Raw genomic sequence first — 15,037 nt, 5'->3', positions numbered from 1 at the left:
AAGCCATTGCTGCATCAGTTAATATTCGTCGAGGGCAGTGGAGCGCCTGCGTCCGGCACCGCGCCGCCGATGTGGCGCAGCACCGGCGTCTTGAATTCGAAGCGCTTGATCTCGCCGACCATCAGCACGTAGCACAGCACGGTGACGGCGGCGTTGGCGCCGACGAACACCAGCGCGCCGGCGAACGAGCCGGTTTCCTGCAGGATGTAGCCGATCACGATCGGCGTGGTGATCCCGGCCGTGTTGCCGAAGGTGTTGAACAAGGCGCCGCTCATGCCGCCCGCTTCCTTGGGCGAGGTGTCGGCCACCACCGCCCAGCCCAGCGCGCCGATGCCCTTGCCGAAGAAGGCCAGCGACATCACCAGCACCACCAGCCAGTCGGCATCCACGTAGTTACAGACGATCATCGACATTGCCAGAAGCATGCCGCCGACAATCGGCGTCTTGCGCGCCATCGACAGCGACTTGCCGGACTTGATCAGGCGGTCCGAGATCACGCCGCCCAGCACGCCGCCAAGGAAGCCCGCCACCGCCGGCAGCGCGGCCACGAAGCCGGCCTTCAGGATCGTCATGTGGCGCTCGCTCACCAGGTAGACCGGGAACCAGGTCAGGAAGAAATAGGTCAGCGTGTTGATGCAGTACTGGCCGATGTACACGCCCAGCAGCATGCGGTTGCCCAGCAGCTGGCGGATGCAGGACCAGGTGTCGAGCCGGGTGGTGGCGACGGCCTTGTCCTTGCTCTCCAGGTCCACCAGCGCGCCGCCCGCTTCGATGTAGGCCAGCTCGGCCGCATTGATGGCCGGATGGTCCTTCGGCCCGTAGACGGTCTTGCGCCAGATGAAGGACATGACGATGCCCAGCCCGCCCATCACGTAGAACACGCTTTGCCAGCCGAAGCTGTGGACCAGCCAGCCCATCAGCGGCGCGAACAGCACCGTGGCGAAATACTGGGCCGAGTTGAAGATGGCCGCCGCCGTGCCGCGTTCGGCCGTCGGGAACCAGGCCGAGGACAATCGGCTGTTGCCGGGGAAGGAGGGCGCCTCGGCCGCGCCGATCAAGAGCCGCAGGCAGAACAGCGTCGAGACGGCGGCGGCGCCGGTCAGGAAGCCCACGGTGCCCATCAGCATGGTGAAGCTGGACCACAGGAAGATGCTGAAGAAATAGGTGCGCTTGGAGCCGAAGCGGTCCAGCAGCCAGCCGCCCGGCAACTGCGCCAGCACGTAGGACCAGGCGAAGGCCGAGAACACAAAGCCCATCTGCACCGGCGACAGGCCGAGCAGCTTCTTGAGCTCCGGCCCGGCGATGGCGATGGTGGCGCGGTCGGCGTAGTTGATGGTGGTGACGGCGAACAGGATGGCGAGTATCAGCCAGCGGACCCGGCTGGCCTTGGTCGGAAGAGGTGTCATGCGGTCTCCTTGCTATGGTGGTTTTGCAGCGATCATAACGCAGATGTCAGACATCGTACAACTTTAATCGGGACAATTGACGCGCTCCCGCCCCCGTGCGAGGATGCGGCCATGAGCAGCCTGTTTGAATGTAGTACGCTCGCGCCGGCGTGGTTTTGCCAGCATCGCGACATCTTGCTGTACCTGGCGCCGTCCATCGTGCTGGCGCTGCTGATCCGCGCCTTGTCGGCGCGGCATCCCATCTTTTTCCTGTTCACCGTGGCCGGCACCGTGTGCCATGAGCTGGCGCATTTCGTCGCCGGCATGCTGACCTGTGCGCGGCCGGCGGCCTTCACCGTGATTCCGCGCCGGGTGGGGCACGGCTGGGAGCTGGGCTCGGTCAGGCTGACGCGGGTGCGCTGGTACAACGCCGCGCCGTCCGCGCTGGCGCCGTTTGTGGTGGTATTGTTGCCGCTGGTGGTGGCGTGGTGGCGCACGCGCGCCGGCCTGCACTTCCAGTGGATAGACCTGGCGCTGGCGTTCGCCGTGGCGCCGCAGTTCCTGGCCTGCTGGCCGTCGACGGTCGATTGGAAAATTTCGCTGCGGTCCTGGCCTTACCTGCTGATCGCCGGCCTGCTGTGGTGGTCGCTGCGTTACTGGTGGCCGCTGCTGCAATCGCTGTGACGGCCACCATGCGCGCCTAGTGCGCCGCGTTCAGCGGCTTGACCACGGCGTCCACCACGACCTTGCTGCGGACCTTGTGCGCGTCTTCAAACTCCAGCGTCAGCGGGATCTTCTCGCCGTTGGACAGCGGCTGCTTCAGCTGCATCATCATCAGGTGGTAGCCGCCCGGCGACAGCTGGACCGGCTGGCCGGCCGGCAGCGCCAGGCCGTCGATCTGGCGCATGCGCATGACGTCGCCGACCATCTTCATTTCGTGTACCTCGACCACGCCGGCCGCCGGCGAACTGGCGCCGACCAGGCGGCTGTCCTGCGCGGAGGTCAGCGTCATGAAGGCGCCGGTGGCTTTTTGCGCGGCCACGGTGCCGCGCACCCAGGCCTCGCTGACGGTCACCTGCGCGAACGCGGGCAGGGCGGCGAGGAGCATCAGGTAGATCATGCGTTTCATGAGAAGAGTCCTTTCAGGAAGCTGGTTGCTTTTTTAGGTTGCATCAGTTGGCGCAGATCGGCTGCGCATTGCTGGGCGGTTTGCTCGTGCTTGAAGGCCAGGCGTATCTTGCCGGTGGCGTCGAACACGTAGGTGATGGCCGTGTGGTCCATCGTGTACGAGCTGCCGCTGGGGACTTTGCTGTAGAAGATCTTGAAGTCCTTGGCGGCCTTGGCGGTCTGTGCTGCGTCGCCGCGCAGGCCGATGAAGCCCGGGTCGAAGGCGCGCATGTATTCGGCCAGCAGCGCGGCGGTGTCGCGCTCGGGATCGACGGTGACGAACAGCACTTGCATCTTGTTGCCATCGGCGCCCAGCAGTTTCTTGATTTCGACGGCGCGCGACAGGGCGGTCGGGCAGACGTCCGGGCATTGCGTGAAGCCGAAGAACAGCAGCACGTATTTGCCTTTGAAGTCCTGCAGCGAGGCGGGCTTGCCGTCGCCGTAGAACAGGCGGAAGTCCGGACCGATGCTGCTGCCGGTGATGTCGATGCCGGTATACGGCGCGGCATGTGCCGCCAGCGGCAGTGCGGCCGCTGCGGCCAGCGCGGTGAGTAGGGTACGGCGTTGCATGATTAATCCTGTGATTCGTTGAACAGGCGCGGGCCAGCCGTCGCCGGTGCGGCGCGGTGGCATGCGGATTTAACGGGACATCAGGACAGCGTGGGCGGTCCGCGCGGCTGCGCGCTGGACCAGTTGAACAGCGGGGTGGGGGATTGGTAGTGCAGCGCCGGATAGGCGTCGTGGCCGCGCAGCACGGTCAGTGCGGACGACGGCGCGGGCGGCGGCGCGTAGGTGTCGGCGTGGGTGGCGCACAGTGCGCAATGCTTGATCGCGTGCGTGGCCGGATCGCCCGGCGCCGGCTTGGCCGGCGCGGCGCTGCAAATTTCCAGCGCCAGCGGACCGCCCGCCAGCGTGGCCATCGCGTGGCCGATCGCCGGGGCGAACAGGTTCAGCAAGATCGCCATGCAGACGATCAGGCTGTAGCCGCGCCGGTGCTTCAGAAATTTGCCCATGCCGGAATTATAAGACAAAGCCGGCGCCGGCGCTGCTTACCTCAGCGCGAGACGGGGCGCGGCCTGGGCATCGCCCAGCTTGAAGATGCGCACCACCTGCTCCAGGTCGGATGCCTGGTCCTGCAGCGCGTGGGCCGCGGCCGCCGCTTGTTCGACCAGCGCGGCGTTCTGCTGCGTGACCTGGTCCATCTGCGCGATCGCCTCGTGCACCTGGCCGATGCCGGCGCGCTGCTCTTCGCTGGCGCTGCTGATCTCGGCCATGATGTCGGTCACGCGGCGCACGCTGACCACCACTTCCTGCATCGTCGTGCCGGCCCGCGCCACCTGCTGGCTGCCGGTTTCGACCTTGCCGACCGAGTCGTCGATCAGCGCCTTGATTTCCTTGGCCGCCATGGCCGAGCGCTGCGCCAGGTTGCGCACTTCCGACGCCACCACCGCGAAGCCGCGGCCCTGCTCACCGGCGCGCGCCGCTTCCACGGCGGCGTTCAGCGCCAGGATGTTGGTCTGGAAGGCGATGCCGTCGATGACCGAGATGATGTCGACGATCTTGCGCGACGACTGGTTGATCGAGCCCATGGTGTCGACCACCTGCGCCACCACGTCGCCACCCTTGGCGGCGATGCTGGAGGCGGCCAGCGCCATCTGGTTGGCCTGGGCGGCGTTGTCGGCGTTCTGCTTGACGGCGCTGCTGAGCTGCTCCATCGAGGCGGCGGTTTCCTCCAGGCTGGAGGCCTGCTCTTCGGTGCGCGACGACAGGTCGAGGTTGCCGGCGGCGATCTCGTTGGAGGCGGTGGCGATCTGTTCGGCGCCCAGGCGCACCTGGCCGACCACGCCCGACAGGTTCTTGCTGATGCCGTTCAGGGCGCGCAGCACGCGGCCGATCTCGTCCTTGTTGTCGATGGCCAGCTGCACATCCAGGTCGCCCTGGGCGATGCGGGCGGCGGCCGCTTCGGCGCGGGCCAGCGGGCGGGTGACGTTGGCGCGCACCAGCAGGAACAGCACCACCGCGAACAGCGCCAGCGACACCAGGCCCAGCAAGGCGTAGCGGTTGCGCAGCTGGCCCGCTTCGTGGGTGATCTCCTCGGTGTAGGTGCCGCCGACGATCAGCCAGTTCCACGGCTTGAAGGTGTGGAACTCGACCATCTTGTCGCGCGGCGCGGCGCCGGCGCTGTCGGCCCAGCTGTAGGTCATCGCGCCTTTCTGCTGCGTCAGCATGTCCTTGATGAAGGGGCGGCCGTCGCTGCTCTGGCTGTCGATCAGGTTCTCGCCTTCCTTGGCCGGATGCACCAGCGCCGTGCCTTGCGCCTTGCCGGGCGCCGCGTTGAGCACGTAGATGTAGCCGGTCTCGCCGATCTTGATGGCCTTGATCTTCTCCTTCAGCATGGCCATGTTCTTGGAGATGTCCAGGCCGATGAACAGCACGCCGATGACCTGGCCGCGCTCGTCCTTGATGGGATCGTATTGCGTGATGTACTGCTTGCCGAACAGGGTGGCCAGGCCGATGTAGCTGCCGCCGGCGCGCAGCGGCGCGTAGCTCGGGTGGGCGTGGTCGAGCTGGGTGCCGACCGCGCGCTCGCCGTTCTCCTTCTTCAGCGAGGTGCTCACGCGCACGAACTCGTCGCCGTTGGCGGCGAAGATGGTGGCGACCACGCCGGTGTCGGTGGTGAACTTGTCGGGGATGGTGAAGTCCAGGTTCAGCGCGCGGCCATTGTGCTTGAGCGTGGGCGTGGGCTTGCCGCCGATGTCGACCGTGGCGCCGGTGTCCAGCGTGAACTTGCCCTCGCCGAAGCCGGCCGCGAACAGGCGGGCAAAGCTCGACGCCTCATTGGTCATGGCGGTGTTGAAAACCTCGACCGTGTTGGCGATGCCGCCCAAGGTATTGGCGACGTTGGCCTTGGCGCGCTCGGTCAGCATGGCCGACGTGCTCATGTTGATCAGGCTGAGCAGCATGGCCAGGACGACGGCGATCAGGCCGAAAGTGAAAACGGAAATCTTGGTGCCAACGCCCCAGTTGCGGACGTTCATAGTAAAGGTTTGCATGTATTTATCAGTTCAGGGTACTGCGGATTGAGGGCTCGAAGGCGAGCATGCTCCAGCGGAGCGACTGCGTGAGGACATCAGGACGCCCCACGGGTCGAGGCGTATCGGCGCTGCCGGAGTGGTGCTTGGCGGGCCGTCAAAAAACAACAGACCGGCATGATAGCACAGTTTTGCTGCATAGCAACATACATGTCGCCAGGGTATTTCAGGCCGGCTTAAGCTTGCGCGGGGACACTGCAAACTCCCAGCGCCTGTGCCAGGTGCTATCCTGTAGAATGGAATGGCAGGCAGGAGCGCTGCGCAGGACGATATTGATAACACTACGTTTCGGAGTAAGCCGATGAAGAAGCAAATGCTGTTGGTGGCCATATTAGCGGCGCTGTCGGCGCAGGCCGGCGCCGCCGTGCCGGAAAAAGCCGCGGCGGAGACCGCACTCAAACCCCAGCCGGGCCAGGCCCAGGCGGCCGTGTGGGCCTCGCGGGTGCTGACCAAACTGCATTACAAGTCCATGCCGCTGGACGACGCCATGTCGGAAAAGATCTTCGACCGCTATTTTAAATCGCTGGATTCGGAAAAACTGTTCTTCACCCAGGCCGACCTCGACCAGTACGCCATCGTGCGCACCCGCCTGGACGACGCCATCAACGGCGAGAACCTCAGCGTGCCGTTCGCCATCTACAACCTGTACCAGCAGCGCTTCAACGAGCGCATCGCCTACGCGCGCGAGCTGCTCAAGACCAAGCCCGACTTCAGCCTCGACGACAGCTACCAGTACGACCGCGAGAAGGCCGACTGGGTCAAGACCGACGCTGAAATGAAGGAGCTGTGGCGCAAGCGCGTCAAGAACGACTGGCTGCGCCTCAAGCTGGCCGGCAAGGACGACAAGGGCATCCGCGAGACGCTCGACAAGCGCTACGAGAACTACATCAGCCGCTCGCGCAAGCTGACCAACGAGGACGTGTTCCAGATCTTCATGAACGCCTACGCCATGTCGATCGAGCCGCACACCAACTACCTGGGCCCGCGCGCGTCGGAAAACTTCGACATCGCCATGCGCCTGTCGCTCGAGGGCATCGGCTGCGTGCTGCAGACCCGCGACGAATACACGGTGGTGCGCGAAGTGGTGCCGGGCAGCCCGGCCGGCTTGTCGGGCAAGATCAAGGTGGGCGACAAGATCCTCGGCGTGGCCAAGGACGACAATTCGCCGATGACCGAAGTGCTGGGCTGGCGCATCGACGACGTGGTCGCGCTGATCCGCGGGCCGAAGGATTCCACCGTGCGGCTCGACATCCTGCCGGTCGACGCCGGCGTCGACGGCAAGCACACCCAGGTGTCGCTGGTGCGCAAGAAGATCAGCATGGAGGAGCAGTCGGCCAAGAAGTCCATCCTGGAAGTCAAGGACGGCACGGCCAAGCGCCGCATCGGCGTGATCTCGCTGCCGACGTTCTACCAGGACTTCGAGGCCAGCCGCAAGGGCGACAAGGACTACAAGAGCGCGACCCGCGACGTGGCCCGCCTGCTGGGCGAGCTGAAGAAGGAAAAGGTCGACAACGTGCTGATCGACCTGCGCAACAACGGCGGCGGTTCGCTGGCCGAGGCGGTGCAGCTGACCGGCCTGTTCATCGACAAGGGCCCGGTGGTGCAGCAGCGTAACAGCGACAACAAGATCGAAGTCGAAAGCGACACCAACCCCGGCATGGCCTGGGACGGTCCGCTGGGCGTGCTGATCAACCGTGGCTCGGCCTCGGCCTCCGAGATCTTCGCGGCCGCGATCCAGGATTACGGCCGTGGCGTCATCATCGGCGAGCCGAGCTTCGGCAAGGGCACGGTGCAGACCATCTTCGGCCTGGACCGCTTCTCGCAGAACGCCCAGGTCCACTACGGCGAGCTGAAGATGACCATCGCGCAGTTCTTCCGCATCAACGGCGGCACCACGCAGCTGCGCGGCGTCACGCCCGACATCAAGCTGCCGACCATGGGCGATTCGGACACCTTCGGCGAATCGAGCTACGACAACGCCTTGCCGTGGACCTCGATCAAGCCGGCGGTCTACATCCCGGCCGGCGAGCTCAAGGAAATCCTGCCGCTGCTGGACAAGAAGCACGAGGCGCGCGTGGCCAAGGACAAGGACTTCCAGTACCTGGCCGAGGATATCGCGCTGGTCAAGAAGCAGCGCAAGGACAACCTGATCTCGCTCAACGAGGCGGTGCGCCGCAAGGAGCGCGACGCCCAGGAGGCGCGCGCCAAGCTGCGCGAGGCGCGCCTGCTGTCGACCACGCTGGGCGCGGATGATCCGGTGCTGATCCCCGATCCGAAGGACGCGCTGAACAAGGCGATCTCGGCCAAGCCGGCCAACGGCAAGCCCGCGCCATCGCCGAAAGTGGCGGCGGTCAAGGGCGCGCTGCGCACCGACGACGGCCTGCAGGGCGACGAGCGCTCGCTGACGGCCGAGCTGGACGCGGAAAAGGCCGCCAAGGCCGCCAAGGATGTGCTGCTGAATGAAGCGGTCCACATCCTGGCCGACGAGGTGGGCCTGTTGAAAACCGACACCCGCATGGCCTCGCGCGTGCTGCCGTACGCGGCGGACATCGGCAAATAAGGGGAGCATGCAGAGATATTCACGTTGAATATCTCTGCTATTGCCAATATAAATTGGACCTATATGCCGCGATGCAGCATCATTCACCTGTCTCCTCTATCTCCTCCAAGGAAATAGATTTAGCCCGCTAACTTAGCGGGCTTTTTTTTTGCCCAGGCGCGTTAGATCAGGTAAAATATTTTCTTTAAATCAACGTTTAGGCTCCTGCAACGTGACTCCCAGCCAATTCAAGTTAATTGCCGTCGCCCTGGCCGTGGGCGGCGCCTTGGGTGGGGGCGGAGCGGCCTACCTCCTGACGCATCCATCGCATCCAGAAGCAGGCCCGGCCCGGCAGGCCGCCCCGCAAGGGACGCAGCCGCACTGGCGCGCGCGCGTGACCAGCATCGCCGGCGACGGCATGCCGGGCGCCAACAACGGCCACGGCCGCAGCACGCGCTTCGCCGACCCGTTCGGCGTGGCGGTGGACGCCGCCGGCAACGTCTACGTGGCCGACGGCGGCGACAACAACCGCATCCGCAAGATCGCCCCGGACGGCACCACCACCACGCTGGCCGGCGCGGTCGAGGGCTATGCGGAAGGGGCGGGCAAGGCGGCCGCGTTCAATACGCCGTCCGGCCTGGCGATCGACGCCGCCGGCAACCTGTACGTGGCCGACACCGGCAACAACGCCATCCGCAAGATCACGCCCGACGGCACGGTCAGCACGCTGGCCGGCGACGGCCTGGCGGGCGACAAGGATGGCCGCGGCGCGGCGGCTCAGTTCAACGGCCCGGTCGGCGTCGCGGTGGACGCGGCCGGCGTGGTCTACGTGGCCGACACCTACAACGACCGCATCCGCCGCATCGCGCCCAACGGCGACGTCACCACCGTGGCCGGCGGCGGCCGCGCGGGCGATGTGGACGGTCCTGGGGCGCAGGCGCTGTTCAACGGCCCGACCGGCCTGGCGCTTGGCGCCGCCGGCGAGCTGTACATCGCCGACACCGGCAACCACGCCATCCGCAAGCTGGGCAAGGACGGCAGCGTGAGCACCGTCGCCCAGGCCAAGGACGGCGACCGCTCGCCGCCGCTGGAGTCGCCGATCGGGCTGGCGCGCACGGCGGACGGCTTCCTCTACGTGACCAGCAACGCCCACGGCCGCCTGGCGCAGATCACGCCGGCCGGCGAGGTGCTGGCGCTGGAAGATGTCGACCATCCGGCCCAGCCGGGCTATGGCGCCGACGGCGGCGTGCGCTTCTACGCGCCGCGCGGCCTGGCGCTGGCGCGCGACGGCTCGCTGTACGTGGCCGACAGCGCCACCTTCCGCGTGCATCGCGTGGCGCCGGCGCGGGACGGCGAGGAGGGAGCGCCCGACGAGCCCTTGTCCGGCATCCCGGCGCATGGCGCCACGATGCCGTGGCCGGTCAAGCCCCAGGACAAGCCGCACGAAGTGGTCGGCCTGATGGGCGAGGTGCGCGGCAATTTCGACGGCGAGAGCCGCGACCATTTCCACGCCGGCCTCGATGTGCAGGCCGCGATCGGCACGCCGGTGCTGGCCGTCACCTCGGGCAAGGTCAGCAACCCGCTCGCCAGCTGGGACTACGGCGAGCTGTCGGAGGGGCTGGCGCTGGACGGCATGCGCTACATCCACATGCGCGTGGGGCGCGGCGCCAACGACAAGCCGCTCGACCCGCGTTTCCAGGTACTGAAGGACGAGAAGGGCGTGCCGTCTGCGGTGCGCGTCAAGCGCGGCACCCGCTTCGTGGTGGGCGAAACGCTGGGCACCGTCAACCGCATGGCCCATGTGCACCTGGACTACCTGCCCAATGGCGACGCGCTCAATCCATTGTCGCTGCCGTTCGTGGACCTGGAAGACACCATCGCCCCGCAGATCCAGGGCATCACGCTGGCCGACAGCAGCGGCAAGCCGCTCAAGGACAAGGTCGACGGCCGCCTGATGGTGCCGCGCAGCCTGGGCGAAGTGCAGATCATCGTCGACGCGTTCGACCAGATGAACGGCAACCAGGCGCGCCGCCGCCTCGGCCTTTATAAGCTGGGCTACCAGCTGCTGAACGCGGACGGCGAGATCATCCCCGGGATGGAGCAGCCGCTGATCACGCAACTCTACGACCGCCTGCCGCGCAACCGCGACGCCGTCAAGCTGGCCTACTCGGCCACCAGCGGCATCACCGTGCACGGCGCGGCGGAGACGCGCTTCTCCTACGCCATCAACAACACGCTCATCCACGGCAAGCTGACGCCGGGCGGCTGGAAAGTCGGCGCCCTCGGCCCCGGCAACTACACGCTGCGCATCACGGCCGAGGACTATGCGGGCAACGCCGCCACCAAGGGGCGCGACGTCCTGATCACCGTAGACTGAGCCGCCCGCAGGGAAAACGCTATACAATTGCCACAAAAATAATTGAGGCATTTATGCAATTGCTGTTTTCCCTGCTGGGCACCGAGATCCTGACCGCGCTCGGCATGCTGTACCTGATGCTGGGCATGGCGTCGCTGGGCGTGGGCGTCAAGCTGCGCGCGCGGCCGCACAGCCAGCTGCGCGACCAGGTCAACGCCTGGTGGTGGATCTTCCCGGTGGTGACCGTCAGCCTGCTGCTGCATCCGCTCGGCGCCACGCTGCTGGCGATGCTGATCGGCCTCCTGGCCTTGCGCGAGCTGGCGCCATTCGCCGGACGCGGCTTCGTGGTGCCGGCCGCCATCGTGTTCGGCACGGCGCTGTTCCTGCCGGCGCCGGTGGCCTTGGCCGCGCTGCCGCCGGCCATCGCGCTGACGGCGGCGATCTACCTCCGCCAGCGCGGCGCCGCCGCGCTGGCATGGCTGCTATGGCTGGTGCTGTGCTACAGCTGCCGCTTCCTTCCGCTGTACGACAGCCTGTCGCTGGACGCGCATGCGCGGCTGGCATGGCTGTTCTACCTGTACGTGCTGACCGCGCTCAACGACGTCGCCCAGTTCATCAGCGGCACCATCTTCGGCCGCCACCGCATCGCCCCCGGCATCAGTCCGAACAAGACCTGGCAGGGCCTGCTGGGCGGCGTGGCGGTGACCACCGCATTGTCGCTGACGCTGGGCCGCTACCTGCACCTGGCCGGCGCCGCGCAACTGGCGATATGCGCGCTGCTGCTGTCGCTGGGCGGCTTCTGCGGCGACCTGATGTTCTCGGCCGCCAAGCGGGCGCTGGGCGTCAAGGATTTTTCGCAGCTCATTCCCGGCCACGGCGGCATCCTCGACCGGGTCGACAGCCTGGTGGTGACTGCGCCGCTGCTGTACTTCCTCATCACTCATTTCCTGGGACATTAAAATGAAAGTTGAACGCTCACTGGCATGGCGCACCACCGAATCCGGCTTCGACTGCAACGACGGCGTGCGCCTGTTCTACCGCGCCTGGCAGCCGCAGTCGCCGCGCCAGGATGGACCGCGGCGCGCGCTGGTGTTCCTGCATCGCGGCCATGAACACTCGGGCCGCATCCAGCCGCTGGTCGAGCAGTTCGGCTGCACGCAGGACTGGGCCTTCGCCTGGGACGCGCGCGGCCACGGCTACTCGCCCGGCGAACGTGGCGACGCGCCCAGCTTCGAGGCGCTGGTCGAGGACTTCGACACCTTCATCGCCCACATCGCCGCCACCTACGGCTTCGCGCCGGAGAACATCCTGGTGGTGGCCAACAGCGTCGGCGCGGTGATCGCCGCCACCTGGCTGCACGATTACGCACCGCGCGTGCGCGGCGTCATCATGGCCGCCGCCGCTTTCGACATCAACCTGTATGTGCCGCTGGCCAAGCCGGCGTTGCGTTTCGCCCGCCGCTTCAAGCCTGAGCTGTTCGTGACCAGCTACATCCGCCCCGGCATGCTGACCCATTCGGCGCAGGAGGCGGCCGCCTATGCCGCCGACCCGCTGATCGCCAAGGCCATCTCCGCCTGCGTGCTGCTTGGCCTGGCCGATACCGCCAAACGCATCGTGCAGGACGCAGCCGCCATCGATACGCCGGTGTTGATGCTCAGCGCCGGCAAGGATTACGTGGTCAAGGAAGGCCCGCAGCAGGATTTCTACCAGCGCCTGTCGTCGCCGCTGAAGCGCTACGTGCATCTGCCGGACGCCTTCCACGCGCTGTTCTACGAGCAGGACATCAGTGTGGCGCTGGAGGCCAGCCGCGAGTTCATCGAACAGTGCTTCGAGCGCGCGCCGCTGGCGCCATCGCACTACCTGAGCGCGGACCGCGACAGCCACAGCGCCCGCCAGTACGCGGCGCTGCAGGCGGGGCAGAGCTGCGGCCCGGTGGCCAAGGCGTGGTTCGGCATGCAGCGGGTGATGCTGGGGATGATGGGACCCGTCAGCAACGGCATGAAGATCGGCCTGCGGCACGGCTTCGATTCCGGCGCCTCGCTCGATTACGTCTACCGCAACCAGGCCGGCGGCCGCTTCCTGTTCGGCGGCATGATGGATCGCGGCTATCTGGACGCGGTGGGCTGGCGCGGCATCCGCCTGCGCAAGCGCCAGCTGCAGCAGATGCTGGGCGAACGCATCGCCGCGCACCGGGGCGACGCGCCGCTGCGCATCCTCGACGTGGCGGCAGGTTCGGGGCGCTACGTGCTGGAGACCATCAAGCGCTTCCAGGACCGCGAGATCGAAGTGACGCTGCGCGACTTCACGCAGCATAACCTCGACGAGGCGCGCGTGCTGGCGGACCAGCTGCAACTGCGGGCCAAGATCGACTACCAGCTGCGCGACGCCTTCAGCGCCGCCAGCTACCGCGCGGAGGAGGGCGAGTACGACATCGTCATCGTCTCCGGCCTGTATGAGCTGTTCAGCGAGAACGCGCCGGTGGCGGCGTCGTTGCAGGGCATCGTCAGCGTGCTGCGCGCCGGCGGCCATTTGATCTACACCGGCCAGCCGTGGCACCCGCAGCTGGACATGATCGCGCTGACCTTGACCAGCCACCAGGGCAAGCCGTGGCAGATGCGTCCGCGCCCGCAGGCGGAGATGGATGGCCTGGTGGCGCATGCGGGCTGCCGCAAGGTCGCCACCCGCATCGGACTCGAAGGGATCTTTACGGTGTCGCTGGCGCGGAAGCTCGCAGCGCCTGCCGCAGGCGATTGACGACGGTCCACGCCGACAAGGCGATCACCAGCGCCAGGATGCCGTTCATCAGCAGCGGGGCCGCGCCGTAGGCGATCAGCAGGCCTAGAAGGCCGAACCAGAAGGCGCGGTCGCTCTTGCCCATCGGGCCGTCGAAGCGGCGCGCCACGCCCACGCTGAGCGCCAGCACGCCGGCGAATTCGGCCAGCAGCGCGGCCGCCACGGCCAGCACCACCAATGGCGCGTGCAGCGCCAGCATGAAGGGCAGGTACAGCGCCACGTCGGACACCTGGTCGCAGATTTCGTTGAGCAGCGTGCCGAGGCGCGTCTTCTGGCCGGTGGCGTTGGCCAGCATGCCGTCAATGGCGTTGAGGGCCATGCGCAGCAGCAGGAACGCGGCGAGGCCGGCCCACAGGCCTGCGCGTTGCGGTTGCGCTGCGAGCGCGGTGCCGTAGGCCACCGACAGCAACATGGTCGTCAATGTGATCTGGTTGGGCGTGACGCGGCAGCGCACCAGCGCGCGCATCAACGGCTGCAGCAGTTGCTGGAATTGCGGTTTCAACTGGTAGATCGAAAAGCTCATTGCGGGTAGTGCTCCAGGTAGAGTTGGGCGATTTGGCGGCTGCGCCGATAGCCCATGGCGCAGTGCAGGTAAATGGCGCGGCCTTGTGCCGCATGCGCGCGGATGGCGGCCAGGATAGGGCGGGCCGATTGCGCATCCGGCGCATGCAGGTCGAGCAGCGGGAAGTGATGATAGCTGCGATTGCGCAGCGTGCGCGTCTCGCTCAATTCGTTGGACAAGTCGATGACGGCGCAATCGGCCGGCAGTTGCGCCGCTTCGGCGTCGGTCAGGCGGCGGCCCACCCACAGGCTTTCGCTGTGGCGCACGAAGGGCGGGCGGTGGCGCTCGCGCCAGCGCACCAGCTGCCATGTGAGCAGGTAGCCGCAAAGGTAGGGCGCGTACATCAGCCAGATCCACAGCGGATAGCGGCCGTCGTGCTTGTGGAGGAAGGCGGCATGGCGGCGGTGGTAGGCGCGCGCCACCAGCAGCAGGCTGGCCGCCAGGTACAGCCACCACGGGCCGCCGAGCGCGAACCAGGCCAGCACCGCCAGTCCCGCCAGCATGGTGTAGCAGAACGCCACTGGTTTGCGTACATCGCCATCGGCCGGAAGCAGGTACAGCGCCAGCGCGCCCAGCGCGGCGCCGCCGGCCACGTCGAGCGCGTGGTGCTGGTAGGTGAACACGGTGCTGGTCGCGACCAGCATCAGCCACGCGGCCAGTGCGGCGCGCAGGATCGCCGATGTGGTGGCGGTGCGCAGCGCGGCCCAGAAGATCAGGCAGTAGGCCACGTGCAGCGACGGCAGCTGGTTGTAGGGCTGGTCCATCGCGGCCAGTTGCGCGAACAGCCAGGCGGGCAGCGCGGCGTCGACGGCGGGGCGGGGCAGGGAGAAGCGCAGCGGCCACGCGGAGAAGACCAGGCAGGCGGCGATGGTGGCGAACGCGGTGCGGCGGCTCAGCGCGGACAGGCCGGCGCGGTCGCGCACCAGCAGAAAGCTCAGCACGAAGAACAGGCCGGACGTCATGTACGGCAGCACCATCCACGGCAGGAAGGGCAGCCCGGCTTCCCACGCCATCGCGACGTCGCCGATGTCCGGCCGCCGCTGCGCCAGGTGGTTGGCCAGCGGGTAGCAGATGCCGAACAGCGCGCCGTTGAGCGCTAGCTGGATGAGGCGCTGCGGCATGCCGGGCCGGTTCATTGTCGGA

At 67.0% G+C, this 15,037-nt stretch carries 12 protein-coding genes; 5 read left to right on the top strand and 7 right to left on the bottom strand.

What is annotated here, in order from left to right:
* Window positions 1–14: 14 nt before the first annotated feature.
* On the bottom strand, window positions 15–1,406 hold the full coding sequence (locus GTP90_RS22145) for an MFS transporter (RefSeq protein ID WP_161085567.1): 1,392 nt from the start codon (window positions 1,404–1,406) through the stop codon (window positions 15–17).
* Window positions 1,407–1,517: 111 nt separating this feature from the next.
* On the opposite strand from GTP90_RS22145, the gene GTP90_RS22140 reads away from it, so the two are divergent.
* The gene (locus tag GTP90_RS22140; protein WP_161085566.1) at window positions 1,518–2,069 is read left to right on the top strand and encodes a hypothetical protein; all 552 of its coding nucleotides are present in this window, start codon (window positions 1,518–1,520) and stop codon (window positions 2,067–2,069) included.
* A gap of 16 nt (window positions 2,070–2,085) precedes the next feature.
* On the opposite strand, the gene GTP90_RS22135 is transcribed toward GTP90_RS22140, so the two are convergent.
* The 4 genes from GTP90_RS22135 to GTP90_RS22120 all read right to left on the bottom strand — a co-directional run bounded on the left by GTP90_RS22135 (window position 2,086) and on the right by GTP90_RS22120 (window position 5,605).
* Window positions 2,086–2,514 (bottom strand): copper chaperone PCu(A)C, encoded by a 429-nt coding sequence (locus tag GTP90_RS22135; RefSeq protein WP_161085565.1) that lies wholly within the window; start codon window positions 2,512–2,514, stop codon window positions 2,086–2,088.
* Window positions 2,511–3,122, bottom strand: coding sequence for an SCO family protein (locus tag GTP90_RS22130; protein ID WP_161085564.1), 612 nt, complete (start codon window positions 3,120–3,122; stop codon window positions 2,511–2,513). Before GTP90_RS22130 ends, GTP90_RS22135 begins: the two co-directional genes overlap by 4 nt.
* An 80-nt stretch (window positions 3,123–3,202) precedes the next feature.
* On the bottom strand, window positions 3,203–3,565 hold the full coding sequence (locus tag GTP90_RS22125; RefSeq protein ID WP_161085563.1) for a DUF2946 domain-containing protein: 363 nt from the start codon (window positions 3,563–3,565) through the stop codon (window positions 3,203–3,205).
* A 36-nt stretch (window positions 3,566–3,601) separates the two neighbouring features.
* On the bottom strand, window positions 3,602–5,605 hold the full coding sequence (locus tag GTP90_RS22120) for a methyl-accepting chemotaxis protein (protein WP_254451991.1): 2,004 nt from the start codon (window positions 5,603–5,605) through the stop codon (window positions 3,602–3,604).
* 340 nt (window positions 5,606–5,945) lie between these two features.
* Here GTP90_RS22120 and GTP90_RS22115 point away from each other — a divergent pair, with 340 nt between their 5' ends.
* From GTP90_RS22115 to GTP90_RS22100, 4 genes are all read left to right on the top strand, one after another.
* Window positions 5,946–8,204, top strand: coding sequence for a carboxy terminal-processing peptidase (locus GTP90_RS22115; protein ID WP_161085562.1), 2,259 nt, complete (start codon window positions 5,946–5,948; stop codon window positions 8,202–8,204).
* Window positions 8,205–8,415: 211 nt separating this feature from the next.
* Window positions 8,416–10,560 (top strand): gluconolaconase, encoded by a 2,145-nt coding sequence (locus GTP90_RS22110; protein ID WP_371875108.1) that lies wholly within the window; start codon window positions 8,416–8,418, stop codon window positions 10,558–10,560.
* Between the two features lie 53 nt (window positions 10,561–10,613).
* The gene (locus GTP90_RS22105) at window positions 10,614–11,498 is read left to right on the top strand and encodes a phosphatidate cytidylyltransferase (protein WP_161085561.1); all 885 of its coding nucleotides are present in this window, start codon (window positions 10,614–10,616) and stop codon (window positions 11,496–11,498) included.
* A 1-nt stretch (window position 11,499) separates the two neighbouring features.
* A complete protein-coding gene (locus tag GTP90_RS22100) occupies window positions 11,500–13,293 on the top strand; it encodes a bifunctional alpha/beta hydrolase/class I SAM-dependent methyltransferase (RefSeq protein ID WP_161085560.1) in 1,794 nt (597 codons plus the stop codon).
* Here GTP90_RS22100 and GTP90_RS22095 read toward each other — a convergent pair.
* Window positions 13,244–13,855 (bottom strand): CDP-alcohol phosphatidyltransferase family protein, encoded by a 612-nt coding sequence (locus GTP90_RS22095; protein ID WP_161085559.1) that lies wholly within the window; start codon window positions 13,853–13,855, stop codon window positions 13,244–13,246. The two genes, GTP90_RS22100 and GTP90_RS22095, sit on opposite strands and share 50 nt — an antisense overlap.
* A complete protein-coding gene (locus tag GTP90_RS22090; protein ID WP_161085558.1) occupies window positions 13,852–15,030 on the bottom strand; it encodes a phosphatase PAP2 family protein in 1,179 nt (392 codons plus the stop codon). The genes GTP90_RS22095 and GTP90_RS22090 overlap by 4 nt, the downstream gene beginning before the upstream one ends.
* Window positions 15,031–15,037: the final 7 nt, after the last annotated feature.

This window comes from Duganella vulcania (assembly GCF_009857655.1).
Lineage (GTDB): Bacteria > Pseudomonadota > Gammaproteobacteria > Burkholderiales > Burkholderiaceae_D > Rugamonas > Rugamonas vulcania.
The sequence above is the reverse complement of the archived record's forward strand: the minus strand, read 5'-3'. Positions and strand labels throughout refer to the sequence as shown.

Excerpts from the sequence above, each read along its gene's own strand:
- GTP90_RS22145 (WP_161085567.1), bottom strand. The coding sequence starts at position 1,406 with ATGACACCTCTTCCGACCAAGGCCAGCCGGGTCCGCTGGCTGATACTC.
- GTP90_RS22140 (WP_161085566.1), top strand. The coding sequence starts at position 1,518 with ATGAGCAGCCTGTTTGAATGTAGTACGCTCGCGCCGGCGTGGTTTTGC.
- GTP90_RS22135 (WP_161085565.1), bottom strand. The coding sequence starts at position 2,514 with ATGAAACGCATGATCTACCTGATGCTCCTCGCCGCCCTGCCCGCGTTC.
- GTP90_RS22130 (WP_161085564.1), bottom strand. The coding sequence starts at position 3,122 with ATGCAACGCCGTACCCTACTCACCGCGCTGGCCGCAGCGGCCGCACTG.
- GTP90_RS22125 (WP_161085563.1), bottom strand. The coding sequence starts at position 3,565 with ATGGGCAAATTTCTGAAGCACCGGCGCGGCTACAGCCTGATCGTCTGC.
- GTP90_RS22120 (WP_254451991.1), bottom strand. The coding sequence starts at position 5,605 with ATGCAAACCTTTACTATGAACGTCCGCAACTGGGGCGTTGGCACCAAG.
- GTP90_RS22115 (WP_161085562.1), top strand. The coding sequence starts at position 5,946 with ATGAAGAAGCAAATGCTGTTGGTGGCCATATTAGCGGCGCTGTCGGCG.
- GTP90_RS22105 (WP_161085561.1), top strand. The coding sequence starts at position 10,614 with ATGCAATTGCTGTTTTCCCTGCTGGGCACCGAGATCCTGACCGCGCTC.
- GTP90_RS22100 (WP_161085560.1), top strand. The coding sequence starts at position 11,500 with ATGAAAGTTGAACGCTCACTGGCATGGCGCACCACCGAATCCGGCTTC.
- GTP90_RS22095 (WP_161085559.1), bottom strand. The coding sequence starts at position 13,855 with ATGAGCTTTTCGATCTACCAGTTGAAACCGCAATTCCAGCAACTGCTG.
- GTP90_RS22090 (WP_161085558.1), bottom strand. The coding sequence starts at position 15,030 with ATGAACCGGCCCGGCATGCCGCAGCGCCTCATCCAGCTAGCGCTCAAC.